Here is a 25,795-nt window from a genome sequence, read left to right as displayed (position 1 = left end):
CAGAGTGGTTGCGATCCGCTGGCAACACTAGCATGATGCGAGAGACGGAGAGGGGTAATCCGAGATGGATGACGTACGTGCTGGTCGGGATCGGACGCAGGCCTCTGGATTAGGTGCTCTCGTTACCTTCCTTGTGATCGGCATCGTGATCGGCTCAGTGCTCAGCTGGGCGCTGCTATTTGGTGCACTCGACGTTTCCGCGCCATGGATTGACTCTGCTCTTCACACCTTCATTGTCGCATTGGGACTGTGCGCCACTGTGCTTGTTGTTGTGATTCCAACAAGCATATGGGCAGTCCGAAAGTTTTTGGGAAGCGCAAAGGGGTCGCTCGACTCTATTGTGCTGGAAGTTGGCGATGCAGCAAAGGCATACCAGGCGGGGAAAGCTCCACAATCAATCGAACACGTACAGCGAGCGGCTTTGGAAGCGCTAGCTTGGTATACTCCGCGCGCCGCTCGTCGATGGGTTGTTCAGACGTCTCTTGCACTGCTCGTAACCCTCGGCGGGTTGGCGGGGACTGCGCTGATATTTCGTCAGACATTGTTGCTCAGCGAGCAAAACAAAAAGTTGCAGGAACAGACTAGTCTGCTCAAGGAGCAAAACGACAAGCTGGATCTGCAGACGATCTCAGCCGAAGCCGCGCAGCGAAGAGCCACGCTTACGCCTGATCTTATCGCGTTACTTCAGATCGTGGCCTCTAATTCTGGGAAGTCTCTTGGCGAAGCTGAAAGCGTTCGACTTGCGGCATATTCGCTAGCCGCGACCCCCTACCTCCGCCTTGAGGTAGTTGAGCAAGATGGGAAGCGGACTCCGACATTGTCTGAGCGACCGCAGAGTACCGAACGAGGGCAAATACTACTCGCCTTGATCACCAGCAAGTTGAAGCCGCCCCCGGATTGCATTTTCGAGGCCGCGGACCTCCAAAGCGCGCAGCTTGACGATGCGGATCTCTCAAGATTCAGGTTGCCATTTGTAAATTTTCGGAGGGCCCACCTAGAGGCTGCGCGGTTGAACCACGCGATTCTTGACTATGTAGATATGCAAGAATCTGTGCTCACAAAAGCAGACTTCCGAGGAGCTAGCTTAGTTAGGGCAGACTTGAGCCAATCCCGTTTGCAGTGGGCGCGATTTGACGGAGCTCGGATGCCGAAAGCAAAGTTTATCGGATCATCGATTGGAGGAGCTTCGTTTGAAGAGGCCGATCTGGATGGAGCTGACTTCACGCGTACTAACCAGCGCACGCGTTCAGCCGGTCCGGGAGGGATGCCTTTTGCGGGTGCGCTCAACATGAGCGGCGCCATATTGACGAACGCGGATTTTACCGGAGCGGAGCTTGTGGATTATAACAATTGGGATGGTGCGATAGTGGGTTCACCAGGCGATGGTCCTTTGCCTGATTTTTTCCCGAGGGGATGGAACGGACCACCGGCGGGATGGAAACTTGTGAAGCAGGAAGGCCACGTAGTGTTGCGGCGCTTAGAGTGGGTGCCGCCAAACGAGGACGGCCCAGAGAAGAACAAATAGCAATAGGTCAAAGACGAAATCAGGCTTGGTATGCCACGGCGGCAGGAACGATGCGCTGGGATGGGACGCGGCGCAGCAACGAGTCCATCCAAGTCATCCACCAAAAGTGCAATTCCAAACAGGAGGCGGTGGAGGCGGCCCGCAGGCTCTTGTCCGAGAATGTCCACTGGTTTCACCACTGAGACTAGCGTGGACGCTAGAATAGCTTGCGATCTCGAGTGGGAAGACGACGAAGAAGGCTAGATTTGAGATGCGACCAACGCCGAGGCTGGTGCACTCAATGGACGCCGCATAGTGTTCGGGTGCTGTGCGAGTTCGGACACTCGCGCCGGGTGAACTAGGTCAACTATCGGACAAGCCTTCTCCCAGTCGGGAAGCACTTATACTCGGCGCCATGCTCCTGTCGGCATCTTGAGTACGCATCGGCCACAAACAGGCCAGCTAGCAGAATAACGCCGATGAGGCAGGCAATGGCGATTTGAGGATTAGTCACTTGCCCGAGACTCGCAGAGGGGAATTAGGACACCTAAATTTCTGGCTAATCAAATAGCTCAGTATGCGTGCCCGTTCTCGCCAACAGTAACTCCTCACCATCATTTCGGTAAATTAGTACCCAGTCCCCTTGAACGTGGCAGCCACGATAATTCTGCCATGGGCCCTTTAGAGGATGGTCATCATCGATCGGTGAAAGGGCTTCGCCCTTGCGAAGCTTATCAATGATGGTTTCTAGCTTGTGCATACGAAATCCGCGCTTTGTGCAAGCGCGGAAATCCTTTTTGAACTGTCCTGCGATTCGGAGTGGCTTCATGCACTCCGATGTTTGAACGAACTAATCTAGTTCGTCAAAGAGTTGACTGGTTGAGCCGTGCACAACCTCGCCACCACCATGCTCTAGCTCTTCAAGAGCAGCTACGGTCGTGGCATTAGGAACGCAAACGTCGAAGGGTAGACCCTTCCGAAACGCCACTTGACGGTAAAACAGGCCGATAGCGTCAGACGCACTTATCCCTATGGCAGCAAAAATGCTTTCTGCCCTCGCCTTAACGACGGGTTCGATACGAGCGTTGATTGTTGCTGTCTTGGCCATATGTCACCTATCCAGGTGCGCGGTACGATCGCTGTTTGTATCGTACGATCTCTTCTGTACGGCAGATGTAATCACGAACGCAGTACGTACGCAACACGTTCCTATAAGAGCACGAAAATTTAATTAACGGAGAGTTTTTACTTAAAATTCAGAGGGTTAGCGCCAAAATGATCGAAGGAAGACGCCGCCACTGACCTTGAACGCTCTGCGGAACCCGGTCGTCTGTGCAAATTATCACACAACCGGGCATCGCCGTACGCGAGCGGCGGCTCGAACTGGCAGGACGGCAACTCGTTGTCATACTCCGTGCTTGGGTCACTTCAATACCTCATACTCGAACGCCACGCCCTCCGGGTCATTCTCCTGAAATGACGTCTCGGCGGCGCCCTGGCTGGCGAAGACCTTGATGTGGTCCCGGTCCCCAACCTGCTTGCTGGTATCGACATAGACGAACACGGTCATTGGTCCCTCTTGAGCTTTCTCTTGCCCCAGTGGTGATCCTTGCGCGCGGGGTTGAACTGGCGAACGTGCCCGCGGTTTAGATCGCGTATGATGCCGATGCGCGCGAACATCCTCGGACCGCTCAGTTCGGCCCCAACATAAGCGCCTGGATTGCAGCCTGCCATTCCGGCAGGTGGGCTTCATGCTCGGAATAGTTGACGTATCTAGGCGAGCGAAGAATCGAAGCCCGCCAAGTCTTCAGCAAAGAAGGTGATCAAGCGCAAGGCAGGCTGAGGATAGGCCATTAAGGCGAGCGCTTCATCTAAGGGCCAATGGCCGGCGAGATCTTTGCGCTGAGATTGCCAGGGCGGAGGCCGAGACCGCCGCCCTGGGTCGAGCTACGCGGTCCTGAGGAGCACGACGGCTACCAGGACACAAAACGATGCGACCATGAAGGCGCATGTTCCAAGCGGACCTATGAACTCGATCTTTTTCGGTGTCAGTCTAATCATTGAGGGTGGTCTCCGCGCCTAATCTCGGGCGCAACGAGGATCCCGTCGATGTCGCCGGGCGACCACCCATCATCCCGACATTCCTGCAAGAGGCACGAAAAAAATGCGTTAGGCCGGCGGTTAAAAGCGCCGAACCCGCCGAACCCTTCCAACTACTGAAATCGCCCCACAATTGGGCGTAGAGATACCCAAGCTACAGTTGCAGGTTTCTCCCTCCCTTTGGCTGAGGTCTTCAAGCCGACAGCGAATGGACATGGAGGCGCCGCCCTCAGCATATGCGTTAGATATGGGCATCGGCGCTACGCACCACTTGCGGTAAGCCAAACGGGGGTTGAGACCGACAGCGTCGGATTGTGCGTTGGCAGTCTCCATGGCGCCGACAGAAACGAGGATCAGCAAGGCAAATTTGATCATCGGGCCAGTCCTTCAACTGTTCTAGGGCGACAAAAAGCCGAAAGTCGCCTCGGCTCCTCCACCGTAGCTGAAGGAAGTTGCAAAGTATCCCTGGCATCACCTACACCAGAGTGCAGTTCGACACTTCAAGCCAGCATAGCTCGTCGTACACGCCGATGGGCATGACCGGCGAGCACTTCGCGCTGACAGAGAGAACTAAAACCGCCTGGCGGGCGACCGCCTCTCATAGGGGGAGGTAGCCGCGGCTAACCACTACCGGTATTTCAGCTCACGCTCGAACTCGGGCCGCGTCAGGACGAGCGCCCTGCTGCAGGGATTGACATCCGCCGATCAGCCGCGGGCGATCCCGTCTGCCATCGCTACCACATCTGCCGCCCGATTTGACAGCTGATACCAACGGTACAGATCTGCCGTAGACATCTTGCGTATCTGCTCGCTGTTTGGCGGCTTGGCATCGACGCAAGCAGCCATGGTGTCATGGTATCCGTCCGATGAAGGCCCCTAGGCCACCATCATTCCGTCTCGAATACCGACTGTATCCACCTCAGTCTTGAGCAAGCCTTCGACCTCATCCAGGCGGCAACCCGTCATCGCAGCGGTCCTGCTCGCAAGAATGGGTTGCCAATGCTCACCATTCATCTCCGCCGCACTGAGGCACTTTCCCAAGCGGCGATAACCAGCATCGTCCAGGCGCCACTCCCGCGTCCGATCTTTTGGGCGCCTGATGCCACTGACGGGATTGTCAGGCCGGTAGCCCTCATCGACAGCGTAGCTGAATATCCCCCCAAGAAGGCCCATCATTCGAGCCGCGGTACCCTTTCCACCGGTTACGATCGCGCGGCCTCGCACCTTGGTTTTCACATCAGCAGCTGACTTGCCAGCGATGATGTCGCGTTGAAGGCCCTTGGCGTCGGTAGACGTGAAGCCCTTCACGGTCTTCTTTCCCACAAGCTTGATGATGTGGCGTTCCATCCGCCCCTTGTCGCTGTACAGGGTCGTCTTGCTCTTCGTCTCGCCGCGCCGCGTCAGGATCAAGCCCCGCTCGGCCTTGTCCAGGTATTCGCGGCAAAGTTCCTCAACGGTCATCGCGCCGCGGGCTAGCTTCTTGCTCTCGACGGGATCTGCACCCCTCACGACATCCGCCAGGGCCAATTTGGCGTCTTTGCGGGCCTCTTCGGGGGTCAGGACGCCATACCGGCCGAGAGTGAGCCGGCGGCTTCGGCCATTGGCGTTGCGGTACTGGACGATGAAGGACTTGGCGCCGCTCTTCTTCACTCGCAGACCAAAGCCCGGCAGTTCGTCGTCCCACAGGAAGACGTCGGCTCCCGTAGTTTTCGCGGCATCGACCGTGCGTATCGTGAGCCTCGGCAATTTTCTCTCGGGTAAGCGCTGGGTAAGCAGGAGCCGGAAAACGGGGGAAATTCAGGGTAATGACCTTAGCCCCCAAATCAGGCTGAAAACAGCCTACAACTCGGACACGGTAATCCCAAGAGATTTCGGGTAAGCAGGGGTAATGTGCTCACCCTTGCCCTCCGAAGGCAAAGGTCACACGTTCGAATCGTGTCGGGTGCGCCAGCTTTTCCTTGTTTTGCAACACGATATGCTGACTCAGCCTGAGACTTCAGTTCTGGTTCATTCGCGCGAGTAAGCAATTGGGAGAAAATTTCTACACACGCTTGAATTGGCGCTGGCAATGTGGGTCGGTCCAATCCACCGGAGGTTGTTCGGACTATAGGTCGAGTTTGCGGGAGCTAGCGAATCTAACATCCACGACGACCGGTTCGCGCCATAAGCTGCATCTTTCTCCTTCGAGACTCCCGCACGCGCCGGTGCGTGCCTAGCACAAACGAACGCGGGGACATTTTGCATTACGACTTTCATCCGAGATCGTCGTTGCCGTTCCTGAAAGCGTCGCGGCACAGATCGACAAAGCCGCGCACCTTTGGGTCCATGTAGCGGGTAGAGGCGAATACGGCGTGGACGGGCATCGGGATACTCGCCCAGTCCGGTAGAACACGGAGCAAGGCCCCATCAACCACATGCGGCTCAGCCATGAAGCGCGGAAGCTGCGCGATACCCAATCCGGACACCGTCAGGTTCTTGGCGGCGACTATGTTGTCGAGCATGCAGCGCGGCGGCTGCGATACCTTCTCCGTCGCCCGGTCGTTGACCAACGTCCAACTTGAGCGGCCGCCCGACGCCTTCATGATGAGATCGTGTCCTTTGAGATCGCCGACCGTGCGGAGTGCCACTGAACGCTTCAGATAATCCGGAGATGCATAGAGACCGTAGGTCACCTCTCCAATCTTGCGCGCAGAAAGATCCGAATCCTGCAATACGCCGATGCGGATGGCGACATCGATCCCCTCATGAATGATATCGACAAACCGGATCGAGTATACCGCTTCAACCGTCACCTTCGGCCACTTGGACAAGTAGGCGGCGATCCAGTTGTCGACCCGTGTGGTTCCAAATTCGGGGGTCGCCGTGATCTTCAGACGCCCCTTGGGCACTTGGCTTTGCTGTGCCACCGCGGCCTCGGCCGCTTGCGCGGCGGCCAGAATCGAAGAAGCACGTTCGAAATATTCCCTTCCGACTTCGGTCACCCGGAGCCCCCGGGTCGATCGGTTGAGCAGCCGCACACCGAGCTTTGCTTCGATCCTCTGTACAATACGGCTCACTCGCGCCTTGTCCGTCTCGAGCCGTTCGGCCGCCGCGGTGAAGGATTCCTCCGTCACCACCGTGACGAAGACCTGCATCTCGGAAAAACCGACTGTGGTTGTCATAGAGAAGGTTCCGTCACCCGCCGCTGGAATTTGCAATCAGCGCGAGCCTGATATCATTTGTTGGAGAGGTACGCTGTGTGGCCCCGCGCGATGATTGCCGCGCCGTCGCCGTTCAAGGCTGCGCGCGGTGTGGGAGACTCGCCGGCACCGAAATGCAGATCGGAGCCACGGGCGCTAGGTTTCATCGACTGGGACCAACTGCATGGCTTTGCCTCCCAGCTTTGGGACCAGCCGCTGCTGCACTGCGACGACAGCGGGCAGCGGACGCCACGCCACCGTCATCCTCTCGATGAGGCCATCCTTGTTGAGGTGAATATGGTCGAAGGCATCGATGACATGATCGCCAAACCTGATCGTCAAAACGACGACGACATCTGCTCCATTGTGCAATAGGAGCTGCGGTTCAAAAGCATCTACCGTGTCCAACAGCTTGGTGAGAACATCGGCGACACATTCTTTTCCTTGGAAAGGCGTGGGCACGATTGGGCTGAGCAGCTCGATGCTGTCGGCAAGATGAACGGCCGCGCCGACAACGTTGCCGATGCTCATGGATCCCAGAAAAGCCTCGAGATGACCTGCGCTAATCACAGCATGTACTCCTGATCTGTTCGTCGCCATCGGGCGACGCGTGTTGCAACATTTGATTTTCGCGTTCACCGAATTTGGAGGCGTGTCCGAGGCGGTCGGCGAAGAGGCAACCGGCTCGGATTCCTCTTCAAAAAAAGTCGCTCAAGCCGCGGCTCCTGAAGCCAGTCGGCGCATCGAAGACGACGGATCCGCGCCCGCGCTCGCGGACATCACCGCAATTCAATCGATCGAAATCGGTCACCGGGCCCCCCAATGGAACGCCCGGCCGAGAGGTTTTACTTCTTGACGGTATTCCCGCTGGCAAGCTCGAGGAACAAGGCGATGTGGATCGGCGGCATTCCCTCCAGAGTTCCTCCGATCGGCGACGGACGTTCGGTCGCGTCGACCAGAACCTTTGCCGCTGCGCGGGAGATGGGGGCGCCCGCCTGCTGGTAGACTTCCTTTGCCTCGGCTTCCGTCAGACCTTCCGGAATGGAGGGGATGTAAGGCCAGAAGTAGATCGGCGTGTTGGGTTCGATGCGCCAACTGTCGGCGAGCGAGCCAGCATCAAGCACGTCATAACCAATCGTCTCGATGAACTGCGTCACGATTTCCTTCGCGGCAGCGTCGTCACCGGCAATGGGCAGGGTAGTCCGTTCGACATTGCCCTTCGGCCGGGAGTTGTACTGCATGTGAACCCAGCCAAGGTTGTGGATGCCCTTGACGAGCTTCGCGCTTGGAAGATGCCTCTGCACCAGTTCGCTCGAGGTCAACTCGCCATTGTCGAGGTCGGCCCGACGAAATTCTCCAAGGCCCGGATAGTAGTTGGTCTGATCGATGACCACTTTCCCCGCAAGTTTGTCAGCCGGCAACTTCTCGAACGTCGCCAGTGGGATCGCGATCGTAACGAGATCCCCGGCCGCAATCGCCTCTTCTACCGTTCCAGCACGTGCGCGCGGCCCAAGTCCCTTGACGAGGTCAACGAGTGTTTCAGGACCGCGCGAATTGCTGATCACGACGCGATACCCCGCCGCAATTGCTAGATGCGCGACTGCTTTGCCGACAAGGCCAGAGCCGATAATTCCGATTGTTCGTGTCATCAACGATATCTTTCTTCAGTGGATGGCGGAGCCCGCCGATAGGTTTCGCGCGACCGCCTTGTCGCGCGCGCTTCGTTGGCCGGCGCAGAGCGCGCGGCACGATCGGGAAGTATGGCTTTGGAGCTGCGGCAACAGTGGCGCGACAAGCAACACACTGTTGCCCCTCGAACCGACAATCGGGGTTTTGTCTTCAGCGCAAGGCAATAGGGCCGCGGACGTCATGCCCGCGGGTATGACTGCGTTAGACGCGGGCTGGGAAGGTCTCTCAAAGCTAATTATAATGCGTCGCTCCCGCAGCATTTGGGCGCGCTTCCCGGCACGCCTATCAATGAGATTCGGAGACTGGTTGCTGAGATCGAGAAGCGGGCCGCGAAGGCGGATTCTCGTCTAGCTGACCCGACGCGCCTTTTCAGGTTCCGCGGCACGTCGGGTCGAATTGATTTGCAGCAACGCCAATGGATGCCGCTTGGCGTTTTGCAAGTCATGCGTTCGAGGTCCGTCAGAGTTTATATCCGCCGCTGGCTTCGATGATCTGAGCAGTCACCCACCGACCTTCGTCAGACGACAAAAAGGCCACGACTGCAGCAACATCCGATGTCTCGCCGAAGCGCCCCAGCGCGGTATCGGCTTCGATCGCCTTGACCATATCGGAGTTCTTGCGCACGGCGGCGTTCATGTCGGTCCGGATCCACCCGGGCGCCACCGCGTTCACTGTGATCCTGCGCGGACCGAGCTCCGTCGCGAGCGCGTGGGTCAGGTTGTTGATGGCCGCCTTGGCCATGGAGTAGATGGGGACCACGTGCATCGGTCGCGTGCCGGCAGCGGAGGAAACGTTGACGATGCGTCCGCCATCCGCAAAACGGCTCAGCGCCGACTGGACGATGAAGAACGGCGCCCGGGCGTGGACCGCAAACATCGTGTTCCAACTCTCAGGGGTCGCGTCCGAGAGACCGCCCCAGCCGGAATTGCCGGCATTGTTCACCAGGATGTCGATGGTTTTGCTTCCGTTGCGCCGGGTGAGTTCGGCGTCGAGCCGCGCAAACAGGTCGGGGATGGAAGCCGCATCGACGAGGTCGGCATGGAGCGCAAAGGCGGTACCACCAAAATTTTCAATGACCGCGACGGTCTCGTCGGCGCCGTCCTTGCTTGCATTGTAGGTGAGCGCGACGACCGCCCCTTCCTTTGCGAGACGTTCGGCAATCGAGCGGCCGATGCCGCGGGATCCGCCGGTAACGAGAGCGGTCTTGCCCTTCAACAACTGTGACACTTGGTTCTCCGATATGTTTTGAAATCAGGGTTGGATGCGTGAGCGGCCCTTCAAGCGACCCGTTCGCGCAAGATCGGGCCGGGGTTTGCCTCGATAACTGTGAGGGCCAGGCGGACCAAGTCCGCGTCCCCGCCGAATTCGTGGTCCGCGACGTGATGCAGGAGCGCTCCGACCTGTTCGAGCTGCCGGGCGCCCCTGAGCGGGCCGGCGTTTACGGGCTTGAAGCCAGCGTCTGCGATCAAGCCGCGCGTCACCTGCCCAGCCACTGCGTCGTCGCTGACGTAAAAAACGTTCGGCTGTGCCGACGATTCCGACCACGCTGCCGCCTCAAGAAGAGGCGCGGCCAATAGATTGAACGCCTTGACGATCCGGGCCTTCGGCAGACGCGCTTGCAGATCTTCCGCCGTCGAGTTGTCGCGCATGAAATCCAGATCGTGGAAATGCCGGAAGTCGGCGGTGACACCGAGCGGGTTCATCGTCTCGATCACGACCTTACCGTCGAGAGCGTCGCCGACGGTGGTCACGATTCCCTCCACCCTAGGCCAGTAGACGGAGAACAGGACCACCTCCCCGAAGTCGGCGGCCTCGCGGATCGTGCCGAGCCGAGCCTTGTCGCCAAGCTCCGCAAGCAACGGCGCGAGCTTGCGATCTTCGCCGTCCTTCGCGAGGACGAGGTCGTGGCCTGCGGCGACCCACGCTCGCGCCAAGCGGGAGCCTATATTCCCGGTGTTCAGAATTCCGATCTTCACTCGATTAGCCCTCTCCATTTCTAGACGGCGTCCGTCGCCGTCGACGAGCGGGATGTGGGCGCTGCATCCGCGTTGACTAATAGGGCCGAGAGAGACAGACTGTTGCTTATGGCAACAACAATCGATTTCCTCGATATGGAGATCTTCGTCACGGTCGTGAAGGCTCCTTCACCGCGGCCGCTGAGCGTCTAGACACCGATAAGGCGCGTGTGAGCCGCGTCGTGCAGCGGATCGAGGACAAGCTTGGCGCACGGCTCCTGAACCGCTCGACGCGGCGCCTCAGCGTGACGGAGGTGGGACGCGACTATTTCGAGCGAGCGGCCGCGATCCTGGCGGCTGCGGAGGCTGCCGAGGCGGCGGTCGCGCATCAGATCCAAGAGCCGAAGGGCCGCCTCAAGGTGACGGCCGGCGCCGAGTTCGGGACCACGCGCGTCGACGGCTGGATCGCGGAGTTCCTGCAGGCTGCGCCGAAGGTGACGGTGGAGACCGAGTACACCAACCGTCTCGTCGACATCATCCACGAAGGGATCGACGTCGCCATCCGCGTCGGCGAGTTATCGGATTCAGACCTGTCGGCCCGAAAGCTCGGCGAGGTAGGCTACGGCCTGTACGCATCTCCCGACTATCTGCGACGCGCGGCGCCGCCCGATGACGTCGCCGAACTGATGCGTCACGACCTCATCATGCATACCCCGCGCGGCCGCCCGAGCTGGACGCTAGTCAACGGTCCGCGGACGGAACGGATAACCCGGACGCCGCGCTGCACGGTCAACAACACGGTCGCCGCCTTGAACCTGGCGCTGTCGGGGCTCGGAATCGTGCAGCTTCCCCGGTACATGGCGGAGCTGCACGTGAAGAGCGGGCTCCTTCAGCGTGTCCTTGCAGACTGGGCACGCGTGCCGGCCCCGGTCCATGCCGTTTTCGCCTCCACCCGCTACATGGATCCCAAAGTTCGCGGCTTCGTCGACTTGGCAGCCAAGCGCTTTCCAATCATCGCGTTGCAAGTCACTGCAGTTGGTGGACGATCTGAGACACAGTGACGTAGCGTAGAGTCCGATCTTTCCATGCGAGTTGGAAGGTAGTCGCGTGTTCACTCCGATCATCATACCGATGAGGCTGTGACAAACCTGACCAACACTTCGCTTGGATGTTGCGTGTGGTGTCTCTATCCGCCACCGAGACCAAAGGACCCGGGGAACGCCGAGCGGCCACGAATGAGGTCGTTGCCCCATCCGATTTCTTGAAATGCTCCCCAAAACGCGAAAAGCGATCCTTCCGGATCGCCTTCGCCGAGTTTCGCAAGAATTGTTGGTTGCCTGCACTAGGCGATGAGCTGTCGGGGGTTCGAGTCGCTGGAGCGCTACCGCCTTTCCCCACAGCAACCAAACCTACGATATCTCATCCAGTCCTTCGCATGAGCCAGTTCTTGAGCCCGTGGCGGGTTCAGTTCTTACGCTCTTAGAGACGGATGTTGAAAGACCACGAACCCTGGAATCGGGCCAAAGCAGCCGAACTGGCGGAGATTCGAAAGGCGGCGCATGTTTGGCACCAAGTGTCGTAGAGACGGCCGTAACTGCCGCGCGCAGAGTGCTCTTATTTACTGCCTCTGCAGGCTCGATCTGGGTGAGCCAAGTTTCCATCGACGGTAGCGAATTTTGGTCATTCATCGTGATACAAAGTGTCGGTCAAAATATCGACGAACCCGACATTTTGTATCACTCATACCCGCATGCAATCAGCCTCTGAGACCCAGCAAGACCGCGCCATAACTCTACTGAAAAAGCGGGGCATGGTTCGCCTTTCTGAATTTAAGGAGGCAGGCGTTACGGCGGCAACCGTGTCGCGAATGAGGGAGAAGGGGCTTGTCCTCCAACTCAGCAGGGGACTGTACCAGCTCCCAGATGCCTCGTTCGATACCCATCATGCGCTGGCTGAAGCCGCCAAGCTCGTCCCGAAAGGCGTTATCTGCCTCACCTCTGCGCTAGCGTTTCACGGACTAACCGATACGATCCCATCGCGCGTTTGGATGGCGATAGGTGCAAAGGATCGGCGGCCGCGAACCGAAACCCCTCCCCTCCAATTTGTGCGTTTCGGAGCGAAGGTTCTAAGCTCTGGCATTACAGAGCAAATGATCGAAGGCGTGCGGGTACGCATCTACAATCCCACCAAAACAGTAGTCAACCTGTTTCGCTATCGCCGGAGCGCTGGAAGGCGCTATCAAAAGAGTCCCGGCCTCAATCTCGCGCTCGAGGGTCTCAGAGAAGCACTGCGACAGCGTAAATCAACCCCTGCCGAGATCGCTCGCTTCGCAAATGAAGCCGGTATCTGGAAAGTCGTTCAGCCGTATCTTGAGGCTATGACCGCCAATGCCTAAGAAGCCAAAGCCTCCGACCAAGAACATGGCGCGTCGGTTCGGGCGCGGTTGCTCAACCTCTCGAAGCAGCGTCGTCAGCCATTCGATTTGCTGCTCAACAATTACGTTCTCGAGCGACTTCTTTATCGCCTGAGTCAAACCAAGCATCACGACCGTTTCATTTTGAAAGGAGCGATGCTGCTTACGAAGTGGTTCGAAGATCCGCTACGCCCGACAAAAGATTTGGACTTTTTGGCCATCGGCAATGACGATCAAGGGGAAATGGTGCGCATCTTCCAGGAGGTCTGCGCCGTCTCCTTTAACGATGGCGTCGTTTTCGATTCCGACAGCGTTTTCTTATCGGCGGACAGCCTAACTCACGAGGTGGCGACTTGATAATCCGCCAAAAGCCGCCGTTCGTGCGCGATCCACCTCCGCCTCGAGCCGTCCGCTGGCAAGCTCAATCGTGGGCTCGCAACACCCGATTCCTGCGCCTGATCGAGCGGCAGATACCGAAACTTGTTGCATGAGGTCGATGTGACGGAGAGAGTGTCAGTCAACTCCCATTGATGTACAAGATGTTTTTCATTTCAGCACATGCGAACCTACGGTCCTGAATACCAGCAATTGACCAATCCCGTGCGCGCAGCCCTGAAAGTGATTTCGACCCAAGGCGCGATTGAGCGCCGCCTACTGTCGAGATCATCCACTGCACCGCCTGTGTAAAGTGCTCGCTGCAGCTACGGTTCGTCGAAATTGCGACGTTCCGTGGCCGTCAGTCTCTTCAGTTGCATTTCCGACAGTGCGCCAGAACCGATCACCTGCACTGGGCTGGATGGGTTCTGCATCTGCTGATTATCAGAGCGTTGGTCTCGGCGCCGCGCGTCTCCGTTATCCGGTGTACCGCCGTCACCACCGCCGAAGCCGAGAAACTCGACCAGGATGACCGACGGCTGATCGTTGTTGGCCTGGCTCGGCGCGGCAGTCTGCTGCGTTGCGGCGGTGGCATTGGTGGACGTCGTCAGCGCCGCAACCGGGGGTCCCTGCACCGTCGGAATGCCGGACGACGTTCCCTGCACCGTAATATTGGCCGCATTGACGATCTGCAGGGCTGCAAGGTTGATGTTACCGGAGACGCGGATGCCGGCCTCGCCGGCATCGATGGTGCCGAGCGGCGCAATGAGGTCGATATTGCCCGGTTTGACTTCGGGAATGGGATTGAGCGTCGCGATGCCGGCGCCGGTCGACGGTACCACCGGTGCTATCGTCACGTTGCCGAACGCGTCATAGACGCGCCGTGGCGGCGTGAACAGCACCGATGTCTTTGATCCACGGCCAGCATTGATGTCGCCTTGCGCCGACCACATCAGGATGTCGCCGCCGAAGGTGGTCATCACACGCGACAAGCCGAGCAGGATACTGTCTTGCGCGTAGATCTGGATATCACCGGTGCCCTGCGTGATCAGGCCGGCATCGGCGCCCGGCGCCAAGCCTTCAGTGCCGAGCACGACCTTGCCGCCAGGCGCGAGCAACTGGATGTCGCCGCCGAAATTGGTGTGGACATAACCGCTCTGGAAGCCGCTGTTGGTGCTGGCGGTAGACGTGAACAGGATCACATCGCCTGTGTAGTCCTTCGCCGGGAACAGAGTGGCGACGGCTTCGCGGCCGCGCAGATAGGAGTGAAACCGCGGTCCATCGCTGTCGTTGTATTCGCGGCCGCCGGCGGTCAGTTCGGCATAATAGACCTGGCGCAGGAACACGCGCTGCTGTTCGGCCGGAAGCGTCGTGAAGTAGGCGAACGCGCCCTGCGCGTCCCCGGCATAACCGAAGCGATCCTTCAACCATTGGACTAGTTCCGCATCATAGGTTTTGACGACCTTACCGGGCTGATCCGCAAGTGGACCGGACGCGGCTTGGTTGGCCGGATCAAGATAGAGTCTCGCGAAACCGGACCAATCGACTTGTCCCTCGCTGGGCGAGCCGGCGCCGACGCCGGCCTGCAGCACGACGCCGCCTCCCGGACGCTGATCGCCGGGGATCAGCGCTCCCGTACTTTCGATGCCGGCGAGCGAGCCCTGGTAGATGTTCTTGCCGGCGGTGATCGCGAGCGATCCGGGACCGGCGATCGTCAGACCCGGATAAACGATGCCGCCATCCAGCGTGGTCTTGCCGGCATAGATCACATTGCCGCCGGCTGCGATGACCGAGACGTCGGACGGATCGTCCTGATAGATCGCCGCTCTCAGATTGACGATATCGCCGCCCGCCTTGATCGCAACCGGTTTCGCCGGCCGGTAGAAGGTCGAGTAAGCATAGCCGCCATTGATGAACTGCCGCGTCACGAAGGTCGAGCCATAGGCGATGCTCAGGATGTCGCCATCCACGGCATAGATATGCGACATCACGCCGTCGGCGGCCACCGAGCTGCGATCGGAAATCGTGTTAGGTCCGAACTGGAACGGAAGTGCACCGGTGCCGGAGAAGGTGCCTCCACCGTCAAAGCTGTAGAAGTAGATCGGTGTGCGCAGTGAACTATCGAGCGGCTGGCTGACATTGCCCCAGAAATTCGACGCGACGATACTGCTGCTATTGTCACCGCTAAGGCCGACCCAACCAGGACGGAACGGCGTGGCGACGCTGGCCAGCGATGTCGAAAGCGGTCCAAATTCGGTCGCTGCGCTGAAGTCCTGGATCACGCTGCCGCGCGCCAGCAGTTCAAGTTCGCCATAAGGCAACGGCATCATCAGACTCGCGCCTTGAGAGCCGGACGTCAGATAGATCGAACCGTTGCCGGCGATCGTGCGCATGATCGCAGGATTGAAGATCGTCGATGTGCCCTGATAGCCCTGATCCGGGGACAGCGGCGACGCGTTGCCGCCCGCGGCAAACAGGTTGACCGCAGTGTTCTGCGTCCACAGGGTGAACGATGTGGCCACACCAATCGATGCACCAAGCGACGACTGCGTGAGCCCGGTCAGGCCGACGCGGCCGGGATCGAGGATAGTGCCGAGGGCGATATCGCCGCGCGCGCGCAGGTCGATCACGCCATCGCCCGGCACCAGGGAGCCGCCGGCGATCCGGGTCATCGAATACGGCTTTAGCGTATCGAGCGGCAGCGGATTGTCGGCGGCAAAGGCATAGTAGGTGCCAATGAGACTGCCGAAATCGCCGGTCGCGATCCGGGTGTCGCCGCGTAGGTTGACGAACTGGTTGCCGCCGGTTCCGATGCTGCCACTGGCCGTCACCGACAGCGAACCGCCGCCGGTCTGAACAAGGCTGCCGTCGGCCTTGACGCGGCCGCTGCTCCCGACCGCGATCACGATGCCCTGGCCGGCATCGCCGATGTCGCCTCCGGCATTAACGGTGACGCGACCGCCGCCGAGCGTGCCGACGCCGGAGAACCCCGACAGCATCGCCTGCGGGCCGAGATAGGACGTCGGCATCGCCGTGTAACTGCCGAAATTGATTCCCCAGGCGGTCGCCTGGCCGAGCTCAGCCGCGCCCTGCCGCCACAGCCAGTCGCCGACTTCGAGGGAGGACGTCGCCCGCGTGCCGCGGATGTTGCCTTGCGCACGCAACACGAGGTCGCCGCCGCCGGTCGTGTAGTACATGCGCTGGTCCGGCGTGTCGGACCAGCCAAGGACGTTATCCTCGACGAACTGGCTTCGCGGCGCGTTGTAGGCGGCATCGACCGCAATGGAGCTGCCAGCCGTGTAGACGCCGTAGGGCGAAAGCTGGTTGTAGTTGCCGCCAGCCAGAATCTCGAGATCGCCGGTGCCGGTGCGAGCCACGCTCTGCCCGAGTCGCGCAGCCGCACCAACGGTATGAGGGTCATCCAGCGTGACGTTGCCTAGGCCACCCAGCGCTGTCGCAATCTGCAGGACGCGGCTGTCCGCGGCGGTGATATCCGCGCCGCCTACAAGACGCATCGACCACGACATCGATCCCGGCGCCAGCATCGGCGCGACGGCGTAGTTCGGACGTGACGCGCCCGAGCCCGGTATAAGCATGCGGGGGACCTTCACGCCCTGCTCCCAGCCGATGCCATAGGCGGAGATCATCGTGCCCGCGGGAATGGTCTGTCCTGGCGTCCAATAACTGACGAACATCGAGTCGTAGATGAAGGGGAAATTGTTCCAGTAATAAGAATCGTTCGGGATGGTCCAGTTCTCTCCCAGCATGACATCGCTGGTCGCGTATTCGTCAGTGGTCGCGACATAGGACGGCACCACTGACAGGTGATTGTAGTCATCCGGCGTCGGCGACGGCGGCGCGAAACCGTCATTGATGCTGCCATTGATGTTCAGATCGCCTGCAGCACGAATGATAAGTTTGCCGGGTTCGCCAGAGCCGTAGAGCGCGCCATTAACAGTCGGACCATAGCGATATTTCGACAGGTCGAGATCATCCGCCGTGGACAGCGTGCCGGTGGAGGTGATCTCGACGCCGGGGCGCAGGTGGAATGCGCTGCTATAGGACGAGAGACCGGCGATCCTGTTCAGCAGTGCTGCGTTCTGCCAGGCTGCATCGATGAAGGCCTTGCTGTCGCTATCGAACCCGTCGAGATCGGCCTGACTGATGGTGCTGACGTCCGGAAGGACATAGGTACGGAAGCCGTTGAGCGCGATGCTTGCGGCGCCGGAAATGGCCAATCCGCCAGGTGCATCGATCGCGATGTCGTTGGCGCCAACTCGCGGCGCGTTGATTTCCAGTTTGCCGCGCGCGGCGCCATCGGCGGAACGCAAGTCGACGGTGGCTCCCGATGTTAGAACGACGCGGCCGCTGACGGTCGTCAAGTCAACATGGGCGGTGTTATCGGCTTCGATCGGCGCACCGTAACTATCCGTGTGCAGCATCGTGCTGTGTGTATCGAGCCGTGCCGTGGCGGCGAGCGTGAGATCGTCGCGTGCGGCGAGCTGGATGGTGCCCGGCGTTACGCCGGAGGCATCGATCGTGCCGACAACCGTCAGGCTGCCGCCATCGACGGAGATCGAAACGGTGTTGGCCTTCACCTCATCGCCGATGACCAGGTTACCCTGCTTGATGTCGAACGAACGGGTCTGGAAGAATCCAGCCGTATTCAGTTTTGCGTTGAGCGCGGCAAAGTCGCCAAGCGTCTGGGCCGCGATCGTCATGCTGCCGCCGGCATATCCGCCGGCCGCAGCGCCACGAAGCTCGCCGTCGAACGCGACACGCCCCTGCGTGGCATTGGTGGCCCGCGCGGTGATCGAGCCGGCGACGTTGACCTGTGCCGAGACGTCGATCAGCGATCCTGCCGCCTGCGCGATATTTCCGTTCGTGCTCTCCATCACCAGGTCGCCGCCCCAGCTATATTTGGTGATGTCGAAGAACTGCAGCGTGCGCCCGGAGAGATCGATTCTGGCATTGGGTCCGAGATCGATGCTGTCGGTGGCGGTGAGCGTCAACCGCCCGCTCGGAAGCGCGATTGCGGTGTCGATGGCAATGCTCTGGCCGGTGAACGACACCGTGCCGCCGAGATCGGTGATGCCCGACGTATCGGCAGCGGCGCCGCCGCCCGGCGTGGACATCCGGATCGTACCGCCGGCCTTGTAGGCCATCGCCGCGCCGTTTATGCCGGTCATGACAGGCGTGCGGATAACGAGATCTCCGCCCTGCATCTGACCTTGCGCGTCGCGGCTGAGGCCGACCAGCAGCGTGCCGTCGGTATTCGACGTGACCTTTTCCGTCGCCGTCAGGCTGACGCCGGCGAAGCCGAGCGCATAACGGTCGAGCGTCACGCCATCGGTCGGCCGGCTGTCCGGCTCAGTACCGAATACGATCGTCTTCGCGACGACCGCCAGATTGCCGACTCCGGTGCCAGGGCCGCCGGGCAATATCTCCGGCGCAGGCTGATTTCCATACGGTATGCCGCCATTATAATAGTCCGAATAGCCGTTGCCGGTGCGGATGCCGTTCCAGATGAAAGTGTCGGCTGCGATCGACGCGGTGTCGGATGCGCCGCCGAGCCCGTAGATCGCGGGTGTCTTGACGACGAACTGGACGTCATGACCAGCGGACTTGCCGGTGGCATCCAGCGTCACGTTGCCGATCAGATTGAGCGAACCACCCACCGTCAGCGTCAGGCGTTCGAGCGTTGCGGCGCCCGCCGTGGTCGACGGACGCAGCAGGCGGTCGAGCGTACTCTGGGTCAAGTTCCAACCGGCCGGCAGTTGTCCAGCCGCCGCAGCGGCGGCCAGCGCAGCATCGGTGCCGGCATTGGCGTCCTGCAGCGACACGGTGAGGTAGCGCGCGCCGAAATTGACGTCGCCCATGGTCAGCGCACCTGGCGCCGACAGAACGATGGAGCCGTCTGTCAGCAGCGATGCACCGCTGGAGACATTGATGGTGCCGGTACCGATGGAGGGCAGGAAGTTGTAGTATCCATTGGCGACCGCCAGCACTGCCGCCGTGGGCAGCGAGGGCGTCACTTCCGATGCGGTGTTGCCGTAGACGTAGCCGAGCGAGGAATCGATCCCGCTGCTGCCCCGGCCGCGCGTATCGATTACGGCGCTGCCGGACACCTCGACGGACGGCCCGATCAAGAATACCTGACCGGCGTTCAACCGCGCGCCGTCGAGAACGTTCACGGCACTGGCTCTATCCTGAAAATAGACCCGGCTGCCGGTTCCGCCGGTGACGTTGCCGTCCTGATAAATCGTCGCGCCGCCGACCATCAGGACCGGTGCATGAAACGCGTTGATGTCGTCGCTGCTGATCGACAGATGACCTGCAACAGATGCCGCGCCCGGTGCCGTGATGTCGATCGGCGTTGCATAGATCAACGCACCAAGCATCAAGGTGCCGGCGAGGCCGTCACCCGAGCCATTGAATTTCGCCGTTCCCTGGAATGTCAGCGACCGGGAGCTGTCTGTCGGCGTACCGAGATTGAACTGGATGATGCCGGCATCGACCGGCAATCGCGACCGCACCGCATCGAACACCGCGGCCTGGCCGCGGATGAAATCGCTGTAGCTGGTCTCGTTATACTGCGAATAACTGCGCACCGTGGTGCCGGCCGTCAGCACAAGCTGGGTCGGCAGCGACGCCATGATGTTGGTGCCGGCAATGCCGAGATAGCCGCTGGCCAGCACCGATCCGTTCGGCAGGTTGATGGGCGCCTGCGCGACAGTGCCGGCCTGGCCGAGTTCGACCCTGTAGGCGCCCGGCAGCAGCGCGTAGCTCGAGGGCAGCAGCGTATAGGTGCCGGCCGGAACGCCGGCGCTACCGTCGCGAATGGTGATCTGCTGCCCGACGACCGGATCGCCGGCGCCCTTGGTGGCGATGACCGGCGCATAGCTCGAGGCATAACCCGGCAGGATAGAGTAGACCTTGTCGGAGGACGCGCTGTAATTCGCATTGGCCGGATTGGAAGCAATCAACGGATATTTGAGCGTATCGATCGAACCGCCGCGGCCCGACACGAAACCGGCGCCGGTGAGATTGCCGCCGCCCGAGACGTCGAAGACTGCGCCTGGTTCGACCACGACCTTGGTGCCGTTCACGGCGAGGCCCAGCGGAATCCCGTTAATGCCGGTTCGAACCGGCACGTTGCTCACGGCCAGCTCGATGTCCTTCACATCGACGCCCTGATAGCTGACGCCGTCAGAAGTGCCGCCATAGGGCATCATCAGGCCGTCCGCACTGCTCGACGTGATACTGCCTGAGCGGAACACAAGATTGGTGACCGGAATTGTGCTCGAAAGACCGCGATCGCTGTTGAACCAGATAGTTCCGAGCGGCGCGCGCAGCACACCGCCCTGCTCGATATTGGGCGCAGACAGAACGAGCGTGCCGAAGGCCGAAGCTGGCGTCGCCGGCGAGGGACCGCCGTTGCCGAGGATCGTCAGCGTTCCGGTCGGATCGAACGTCGTAAGACTAGCGATGCCTCCGAACTCGTTCGTTCCAAGAATCCGCCCGACGGTGATCGTCATCGCCGCAGAACTCGTCGGATAGACCTGCGCGGCCTGCAGCGTCAGGTCATGCCCCGCGTTGATGGCGCCATTGCCGAGCCGGATGTCACCGGTGCTGACCAACCGGATATGGCTGAATCCGGGCGCATCGACGATGTCAGGCGCTTGAAGGAAAGCGGTGTCGTCCGTCGTGGGCGCGAGGACACTAGGGGCGATGTAGCCGAAGCCCTTATGCGCATGGACACCGAATTGCAGCGTCTCCGAGATGTCGAGCAAAGCCGCCGACACCGAAAAATTACTGTCGGCTGCGGTGTACAGGCTTGGTCCACGGACGGTGTTCAAGCCCGCAAAATAGCTGCCCGGAACCGCGGTGCCCTCACGAGCGGTCCAGCCGACGAACTTCACATAGGGCGCTGCCAGCACAACGCTGGCGGAGGGCTTGTCCGACGCGCCGCCGATCATGCCGCCCGCCAGCGAGATGCTGCGGCCGAGCGCCAGATTGACATTGCCGTCGAATACGAACAGATCGCGCGTCCCGAGCGCCAGCGCGTCGAAGCCGCCGGCGTGAATCTGATCGACACTGATGACGGCGCCGCCGAATTTCAGCGCGGCATCCGCCTGTCCCGGGGCCAGGTCCCCGGCGAGCCCGCTCGCCTGCCTCTGCTGCGTGATAGTGACATTGCGCATCCTCTGCATCGCGTCCGGAATGGCACCGATGCCGCCCAACCCGGCGGTCGCCGACGTTGTATAGGGATTGCTGATAAGGGCCATATTGAGCGTACCACCGGCGGCATTGGCGCCGCCGGCAAACGCGCGAAGCGTGCCGTCATTGTAGATGCCGCTGGCCGAATACAGCCCGATCGAGCCGCCATCGCTGGCAACCTGGACGGATTGCGGGCCGGTGCCAGTCTGCACGTCGAGCACGCCCGAGGTCCCGGATGCGTCGAGCACGGCGCCCGGACGAATGACGACGAATGCTTCGCCGACCGACGGCACGCCGGCACTATCGATGGCGCCGGTACCGCCGATCGAGATCGTGCCGCCGTTCGGCACGGTGCCGATGTCGCGACCGCCGAGCGCGGCAGCGGTGACGGCGCGGGCGGACGTATCGATCGTCACGCCCTCACCGATCCAGATCGAGCGCGTCAGCGGATAGACGGCGTTGATCTGATTGTTCAGGAGCCCCTGGACGTTGGTGATCAGGATGTTGCCGCCAGCCGCGGTGATGTTGCCGTCGATCGTGGTCTGTCCGTTGGCGTAGATCGAGACCGCGCGGCCGGGATCGACCGTCAGCGACGAACCCTGCTGCACAGTGAAATCCTGCAGGCTGGTCAACGTGAGGTCCGCGCCGACGCGCTGCGTCAGCTTGCCCGTCAATGGATTGACGGTGAATGTTGGTGGCAGCCAGAGTTCGGCTGCTTGCGCAACATCGCCGCCCGTCGGAATCTGCACCGCGGCCGCTGTGAACCGATAGACAGGCACCTGCGGCGCCACCGCCGTATCCTTCGCGACCATCAGGCCGGTGACACTGGCCACGTCGTATTTGCTGAAGCCGGATGTGAACAGGCCGGCGTCGAGTGCAAGGGTCGGAACAACTGATACAGCCTGGTCGAAAGTTGCCCCGGCCGGAACAATCGTGCCCTTTGGCATGACCACCGGCGCGCTGACGATATCGCCCGCCTTGTAGGTGGCCACAGCATAGGTGGCGACCGGAATGCCGTTCGGGAATACTGACGAGGGAATGACGGCGCCCGCGGGGATCTCGTAAATGAAGCTGAATACGGTATGCGCGGGGACAATCGAACCGGCATAAAGCGTCGCGGGCGCGCTGCTGCCATTGAGATAGACCTTGACGGTCACGCCCGTGGGAACGGTCCAGTCCACGGCATTTTGCAGCGACTTGTCCGGAAAGAACGGCACGAATGATCGCGACAGCGGCATATCGACCGGCGTGTTGCCGCGGGTTATCGAAAAGTCGAACGGAATCGTACCACCGGCAGGAATCGTCACGTTGGCGGCGAGCCGCATGCTGACACCGGCCGGCGCACCGGCCGCGAGCGTGCCGCCGGCGAAGTTCGCCCCGTCGCCAATGACGATGGTCTGGCCGGCATTCAGCTTCAACGTGCCCCCACCATTGAAACCATAGGCCCGGATCTCGCCGTCGAGCAACAGCGGCGCCGGGGCATCGAGCTTCACCGCGCTGGAAACAAATTTCGATTCATCGCCGGCGAGCAGCGCGACGTCACCGCCCTTGCCACCCGTCGTCTTGCCATTGGCGAGGATGCCGCCACCGGAGGACACATCGACGAGACTTCCCGCCGCAAGCGTGACGCCGCCGGTGGTCGATACCGTGAGACTGCCGCCGTCGGCATGCGCCAATCCGGAGAGCTCGCCCGGATTGGTCAGGAGATTGGTCCACAGACCGCTCAGATCGATCTTGCCATCACCGCCGATCGTGACCCGAACATCCGCATTGTCGGGATTGGCGATCGTCGCCCAGACGCCAGCATTGCCGCGCACAAGCACCGTGTTGATCAGATTGCCCAGCGTGACGTCGCCGCCTTTGGCGGTGATCGCCGCATTGACGTTGATCACTGGCGCGGCAAAGGTCAGTTGTCCCCCGGCCGCCAGCGTGATCGGCGCATCCACGGTAATCTGCTTGCTGCTGGCCACGTTAAGGCGACCGAGATGCTGGTCACTCAGATGTTTGGCATCGAACCAGGTCGTGCCGATAAGATCCGCATCGATCGCGCTCGATGCGATCATGCCTGGGGTGATCGGCGCGACGTCGGCGAATTTCACGTCGGTCTGTTGGCCGCTAGCAAGACCAAGACCGCCATACTGGCCGACCGCGAGCGTGCCGCCGAGCGCGACAGCGGTCTGGCCGAGCTTGTAACCATCCGAGACACCGCTCGGGCGCGCGACATCCTGGCGCTCACCATTGACGACGTCGGAGAGAATATCGGCTTCGAATACCGACGTCGGCGCCGAGAGGATGAGCTGCCCGGCGTCGCGACCCACAGTATAACCGGCCTCGTAGCGCGAACTCGTAGCGCCGCGACCAAACAGGCTTGTCCAGATCTCCTTGACCCCCCAGTGGGAATGGTCGCGAATGAAGCTACCCGCCAGAGCAATGAAGGTCATATCCGCCGGAGCATTGTCGACACTGTAGATGCGTCCGTCTGCGCCGATCAGATTGGTCGACAGAATGTTGCCGCCGGCGTAGCTGACCGACCCACCCGACAGATCGATCGTCGCGCCATGCTGCGCCACCACTTCGGGCGCGGCCAGCGCGATGGTGCCGCCGACCGCGGTCCACTCGCCGATCGTATGCGCCATGGTCGCAAGATAGCCGGACACTTCGAGCAATCCGCCCGCCGTGTAATAGCGATCGGATGTATAGCCCCCGGTCCCGGCCGGCACGAAGACCAGGTCGCGCGCATCGACCCAGACATCGTTGTTTGCCAGCACGCCGCTGTCGCGATTCTGTGGCGAGTCGCGAAGTTCGTTGCCCTGGACGTTCACCTTCAGCTGGTTGGCCGACATCGGCAATACGGCACTACGCACGCCGGACACGTCGAGCAACGAACCCGTTTCGGCAAACACGCGCTGCCCGGCGGAAACCGAAATCTGGCCACCATGGGCGACCGTCATCGAACCGTTCGTGAAATCGACCAGGTCGCCGGCCACGACTTCGATCCGAGACTGGTCCATCCGATCGGCGAGACTGGACAGATTGTCGAACTGCCCGATGGCCAGCACATTCGGCCCGGACGCGGCGATCAGGGAGTCCCGCTGACTGTTCAGTGCGGTGTCAGAGGTCCACAATTCCGGCTCGATGTCGGTCAGGCTGCCGGCGCCGAAGGTGATACGACCTTGCGTGTCGGCGATCGAGTTCAGGAGATGGATCGTTCCGCGCTGATTGACCGAGGTGGTCGAGAGCAAAACGCCGTCTTGCGAGATCTGACGTCCGGCGAGCGTGATATCGCCCTGCTGCGCGAAGACGTAGCCCGTGTTCGAAATCGCACCACTGGCGCTTGCGGCATACATCACCGGCGCGATCTCGTTGCCGCGCGTGGTCGAGAATGCATTGGTCGTCGTGCCTAACCCAGGCCGCAGGATGAAATCGTCGCCGGCGGCGAATATCACCTGTCCCTTGGGCGCCTGGAAGGTGCCGGCATTCTCGATCTGCGTGCCCATCAGCAGGGCAAAGCCGCCGCCTGCGGTGACCGAGGCCGGCGCCGCGGTCGAGATCGAAGCCCCCGCTTCGACCGTGATCTTGCCGCCCGCCGCCGTGAAGGACGGCACATAGAGATTGTTCGATTGTGCGGAATAGATGCCGCTCGCTCGGAAGTGCACATCGGTGATCCCCGCGGTCGAGGCGATCAGCGATCCGACATTCACCTGGCTGCCGCCGCCGAAGATAATGCCATTCTGATTGATGACATAGACCGAGCCATCGGCCTTGATATTGCCGAGGATCTGGCTCGGCGCGGTGGCCGCGGTGACGCGGTTGAGCGCCACCCAACTGGCGTCGCCCTGCTGGTCGAAGGTCAGCGTGGTGCGGGCACCGACATTGAACGTGGTCCAGTTCAGGATCGCCTGCGCCGCTGTCTGGCGGATGCCGACCTGGGTCTGACCGCTACCGTCCACGCTCTGGGTCGGGGTGTTGGCTCCGCTCCATCCCGCAGCAACATTCGGATTGAGGCCACCGGCCCCTAGCCCGTTCGGGACGTTCACCGGCGCGGTGCTGGAGGTTTGGCGCGCTTGCGCGGCCGCCCGCGCGGCCGCCTGCACCGCCTGTATGGACTGGAGCGCCCGCGTCAACGCTGCCGAACTCTGGCTCGCCGCCGCAGCCGCCTGCTGCGCCGCCTGCGCCGCGGCGTCAGAGGCCGCCGTCGTCGCCGACGTCGCCATGGACGCGCCAAGCGGCCGCGCAGACGCCCAATTGCAGGCGGTCAGGAGACTGACGGCACTGACCGTCACCAGCAACGCGCCGTTACGGATGGATCGGCTGCGCGAAATGGTCTGGCGGGCGGCGGACGAATGATCAGGCATCAAAC

The 25,795-nt window shown here is 61.1% G+C and carries 14 protein-coding genes and 1 tRNA gene; 6 read left to right on the top strand and 9 right to left on the bottom strand.

What is annotated here, in order from left to right; genetic code table 11:
- The first annotated feature begins 64 nt into the window (after positions 1-64).
- A complete protein-coding gene (locus OZ411_RS15175) occupies positions 65-1,525 on the top strand; it encodes a pentapeptide repeat-containing protein (protein WP_282528624.1) in 1,461 nt (486 codons plus the stop codon).
- 829 nt (positions 1,526-2,354) lie between these two features.
- Here the strand turns inward: OZ411_RS15175 and OZ411_RS15170 are convergent.
- The 3 genes from OZ411_RS15170 to OZ411_RS15160 all read right to left on the bottom strand — a co-directional run bounded on the left by OZ411_RS15170 (position 2,355) and on the right by OZ411_RS15160 (position 5,350).
- Positions 2,355-2,612, bottom strand: a complete 258-nt coding sequence (locus OZ411_RS15170; RefSeq protein WP_282528623.1) for a type II toxin-antitoxin system RelB/DinJ family antitoxin — start codon at positions 2,610-2,612, stop codon at positions 2,355-2,357.
- Between the two features lie 315 nt (positions 2,613-2,927).
- Complete coding sequence (locus OZ411_RS15165) at positions 2,928-3,074, bottom strand: hypothetical protein (RefSeq protein WP_282528622.1); 147 nt, start codon at positions 3,072-3,074, stop codon at positions 2,928-2,930.
- A gap of 1,406 nt (positions 3,075-4,480) precedes the next feature.
- Complete coding sequence (locus OZ411_RS15160; RefSeq protein WP_282528621.1) at positions 4,481-5,350, bottom strand: Arm DNA-binding domain-containing protein; 870 nt, start codon at positions 5,348-5,350, stop codon at positions 4,481-4,483.
- A 133-nt stretch (positions 5,351-5,483) separates the two neighbouring features.
- Here OZ411_RS15160 and OZ411_RS15155 point away from each other — a divergent pair.
- Positions 5,484-5,554: transfer RNA gene (locus OZ411_RS15155), tRNA-Arg, on the top strand.
- A gap of 302 nt (positions 5,555-5,856) precedes the next feature.
- On the opposite strand, the gene OZ411_RS15150 is transcribed toward OZ411_RS15155, so the two are convergent.
- Together OZ411_RS15150 and OZ411_RS15145 are read right to left on the bottom strand one after the other, a co-directional pair.
- On the bottom strand, positions 5,857-6,801 hold the full coding sequence (locus OZ411_RS15150; protein ID WP_282528620.1) for a LysR family transcriptional regulator: 945 nt from the start codon (positions 6,799-6,801) through the stop codon (positions 5,857-5,859).
- A 138-nt stretch (positions 6,802-6,939) separates the two neighbouring features.
- Positions 6,940-7,314: a nuclear transport factor 2 family protein gene (locus OZ411_RS15145; protein ID WP_282528619.1), complete on the bottom strand. Its 375-nt coding sequence runs from the start codon at positions 7,312-7,314 to the stop codon at positions 6,940-6,942.
- An 82-nt stretch (positions 7,315-7,396) separates the two neighbouring features.
- Here OZ411_RS15145 and OZ411_RS15140 point away from each other — a divergent pair, with 82 nt between their 5' ends.
- Positions 7,397-7,639, top strand: a complete 243-nt coding sequence (locus tag OZ411_RS15140; RefSeq protein ID WP_282528618.1) for a hypothetical protein — start codon at positions 7,397-7,399, stop codon at positions 7,637-7,639.
- Here OZ411_RS15140 and OZ411_RS15135 read toward each other — a convergent pair.
- The 3 genes from OZ411_RS15135 to OZ411_RS15125 form a co-directional block, all read right to left on the bottom strand.
- Positions 7,629-8,432 (bottom strand): NADPH-dependent F420 reductase, encoded by an 804-nt coding sequence (locus OZ411_RS15135; RefSeq protein ID WP_282528617.1) that lies wholly within the window; start codon positions 8,430-8,432, stop codon positions 7,629-7,631. The genes OZ411_RS15140 and OZ411_RS15135 overlap by 11 nt on opposite strands.
- 499 nt (positions 8,433-8,931) lie before the next feature.
- Positions 8,932-9,699 carry an SDR family oxidoreductase gene (locus OZ411_RS15130; RefSeq protein WP_282528616.1) on the bottom strand — a complete coding sequence of 256 codons (768 nt, stop codon included), beginning with the start codon at positions 9,697-9,699 and terminating at the stop codon, positions 8,932-8,934.
- Between the two features lie 50 nt (positions 9,700-9,749).
- Positions 9,750-10,466 (bottom strand): NAD(P)-binding domain-containing protein, encoded by a 717-nt coding sequence (locus tag OZ411_RS15125; protein ID WP_282528615.1) that lies wholly within the window; start codon positions 10,464-10,466, stop codon positions 9,750-9,752.
- A 191-nt stretch (positions 10,467-10,657) separates the two neighbouring features.
- Here OZ411_RS15125 and OZ411_RS15120 point away from each other — a divergent pair, with 191 nt between their 5' ends.
- The 3 genes from OZ411_RS15120 (at position 10,658) to OZ411_RS15110 (ending at position 13,197) form a co-directional block, all read left to right on the top strand.
- Complete coding sequence (locus OZ411_RS15120) at positions 10,658-11,488, top strand: LysR family transcriptional regulator (RefSeq protein WP_282528614.1); 831 nt, start codon at positions 10,658-10,660, stop codon at positions 11,486-11,488.
- 689 nt (positions 11,489-12,177) lie between these two features.
- Entirely contained in the window at positions 12,178-12,822 is a 645-nt protein-coding gene (locus OZ411_RS15115; RefSeq protein WP_282528680.1) for a type IV toxin-antitoxin system AbiEi family antitoxin domain-containing protein, read from the top strand.
- 48 nt (positions 12,823-12,870) lie between these two features.
- Positions 12,871-13,197, top strand: a complete 327-nt coding sequence (locus tag OZ411_RS15110) for a nucleotidyl transferase AbiEii/AbiGii toxin family protein (protein ID WP_282528613.1) — start codon at positions 12,871-12,873, stop codon at positions 13,195-13,197.
- Positions 13,198-13,541: 344 nt separating this feature from the next.
- On the opposite strand, the gene OZ411_RS15105 is transcribed toward OZ411_RS15110, so the two are convergent.
- On the bottom strand, positions 13,542-25,790 hold the full coding sequence (locus OZ411_RS15105) for a filamentous haemagglutinin family protein (protein ID WP_282528612.1): 12,249 nt from the start codon (positions 25,788-25,790) through the stop codon (positions 13,542-13,544).
- Between the last annotated feature and the right edge of the window lie 5 nt (positions 25,791-25,795).

The organism is Bradyrhizobium sp. Arg237L, assembly GCF_029990105.1.
Classification (GTDB): domain Bacteria; phylum Pseudomonadota; class Alphaproteobacteria; order Rhizobiales; family Xanthobacteraceae; genus Bradyrhizobium.
Note: the sequence above shows the minus strand (reverse complement) of the source record. Positions and strands in the feature narration are given on the sequence as shown.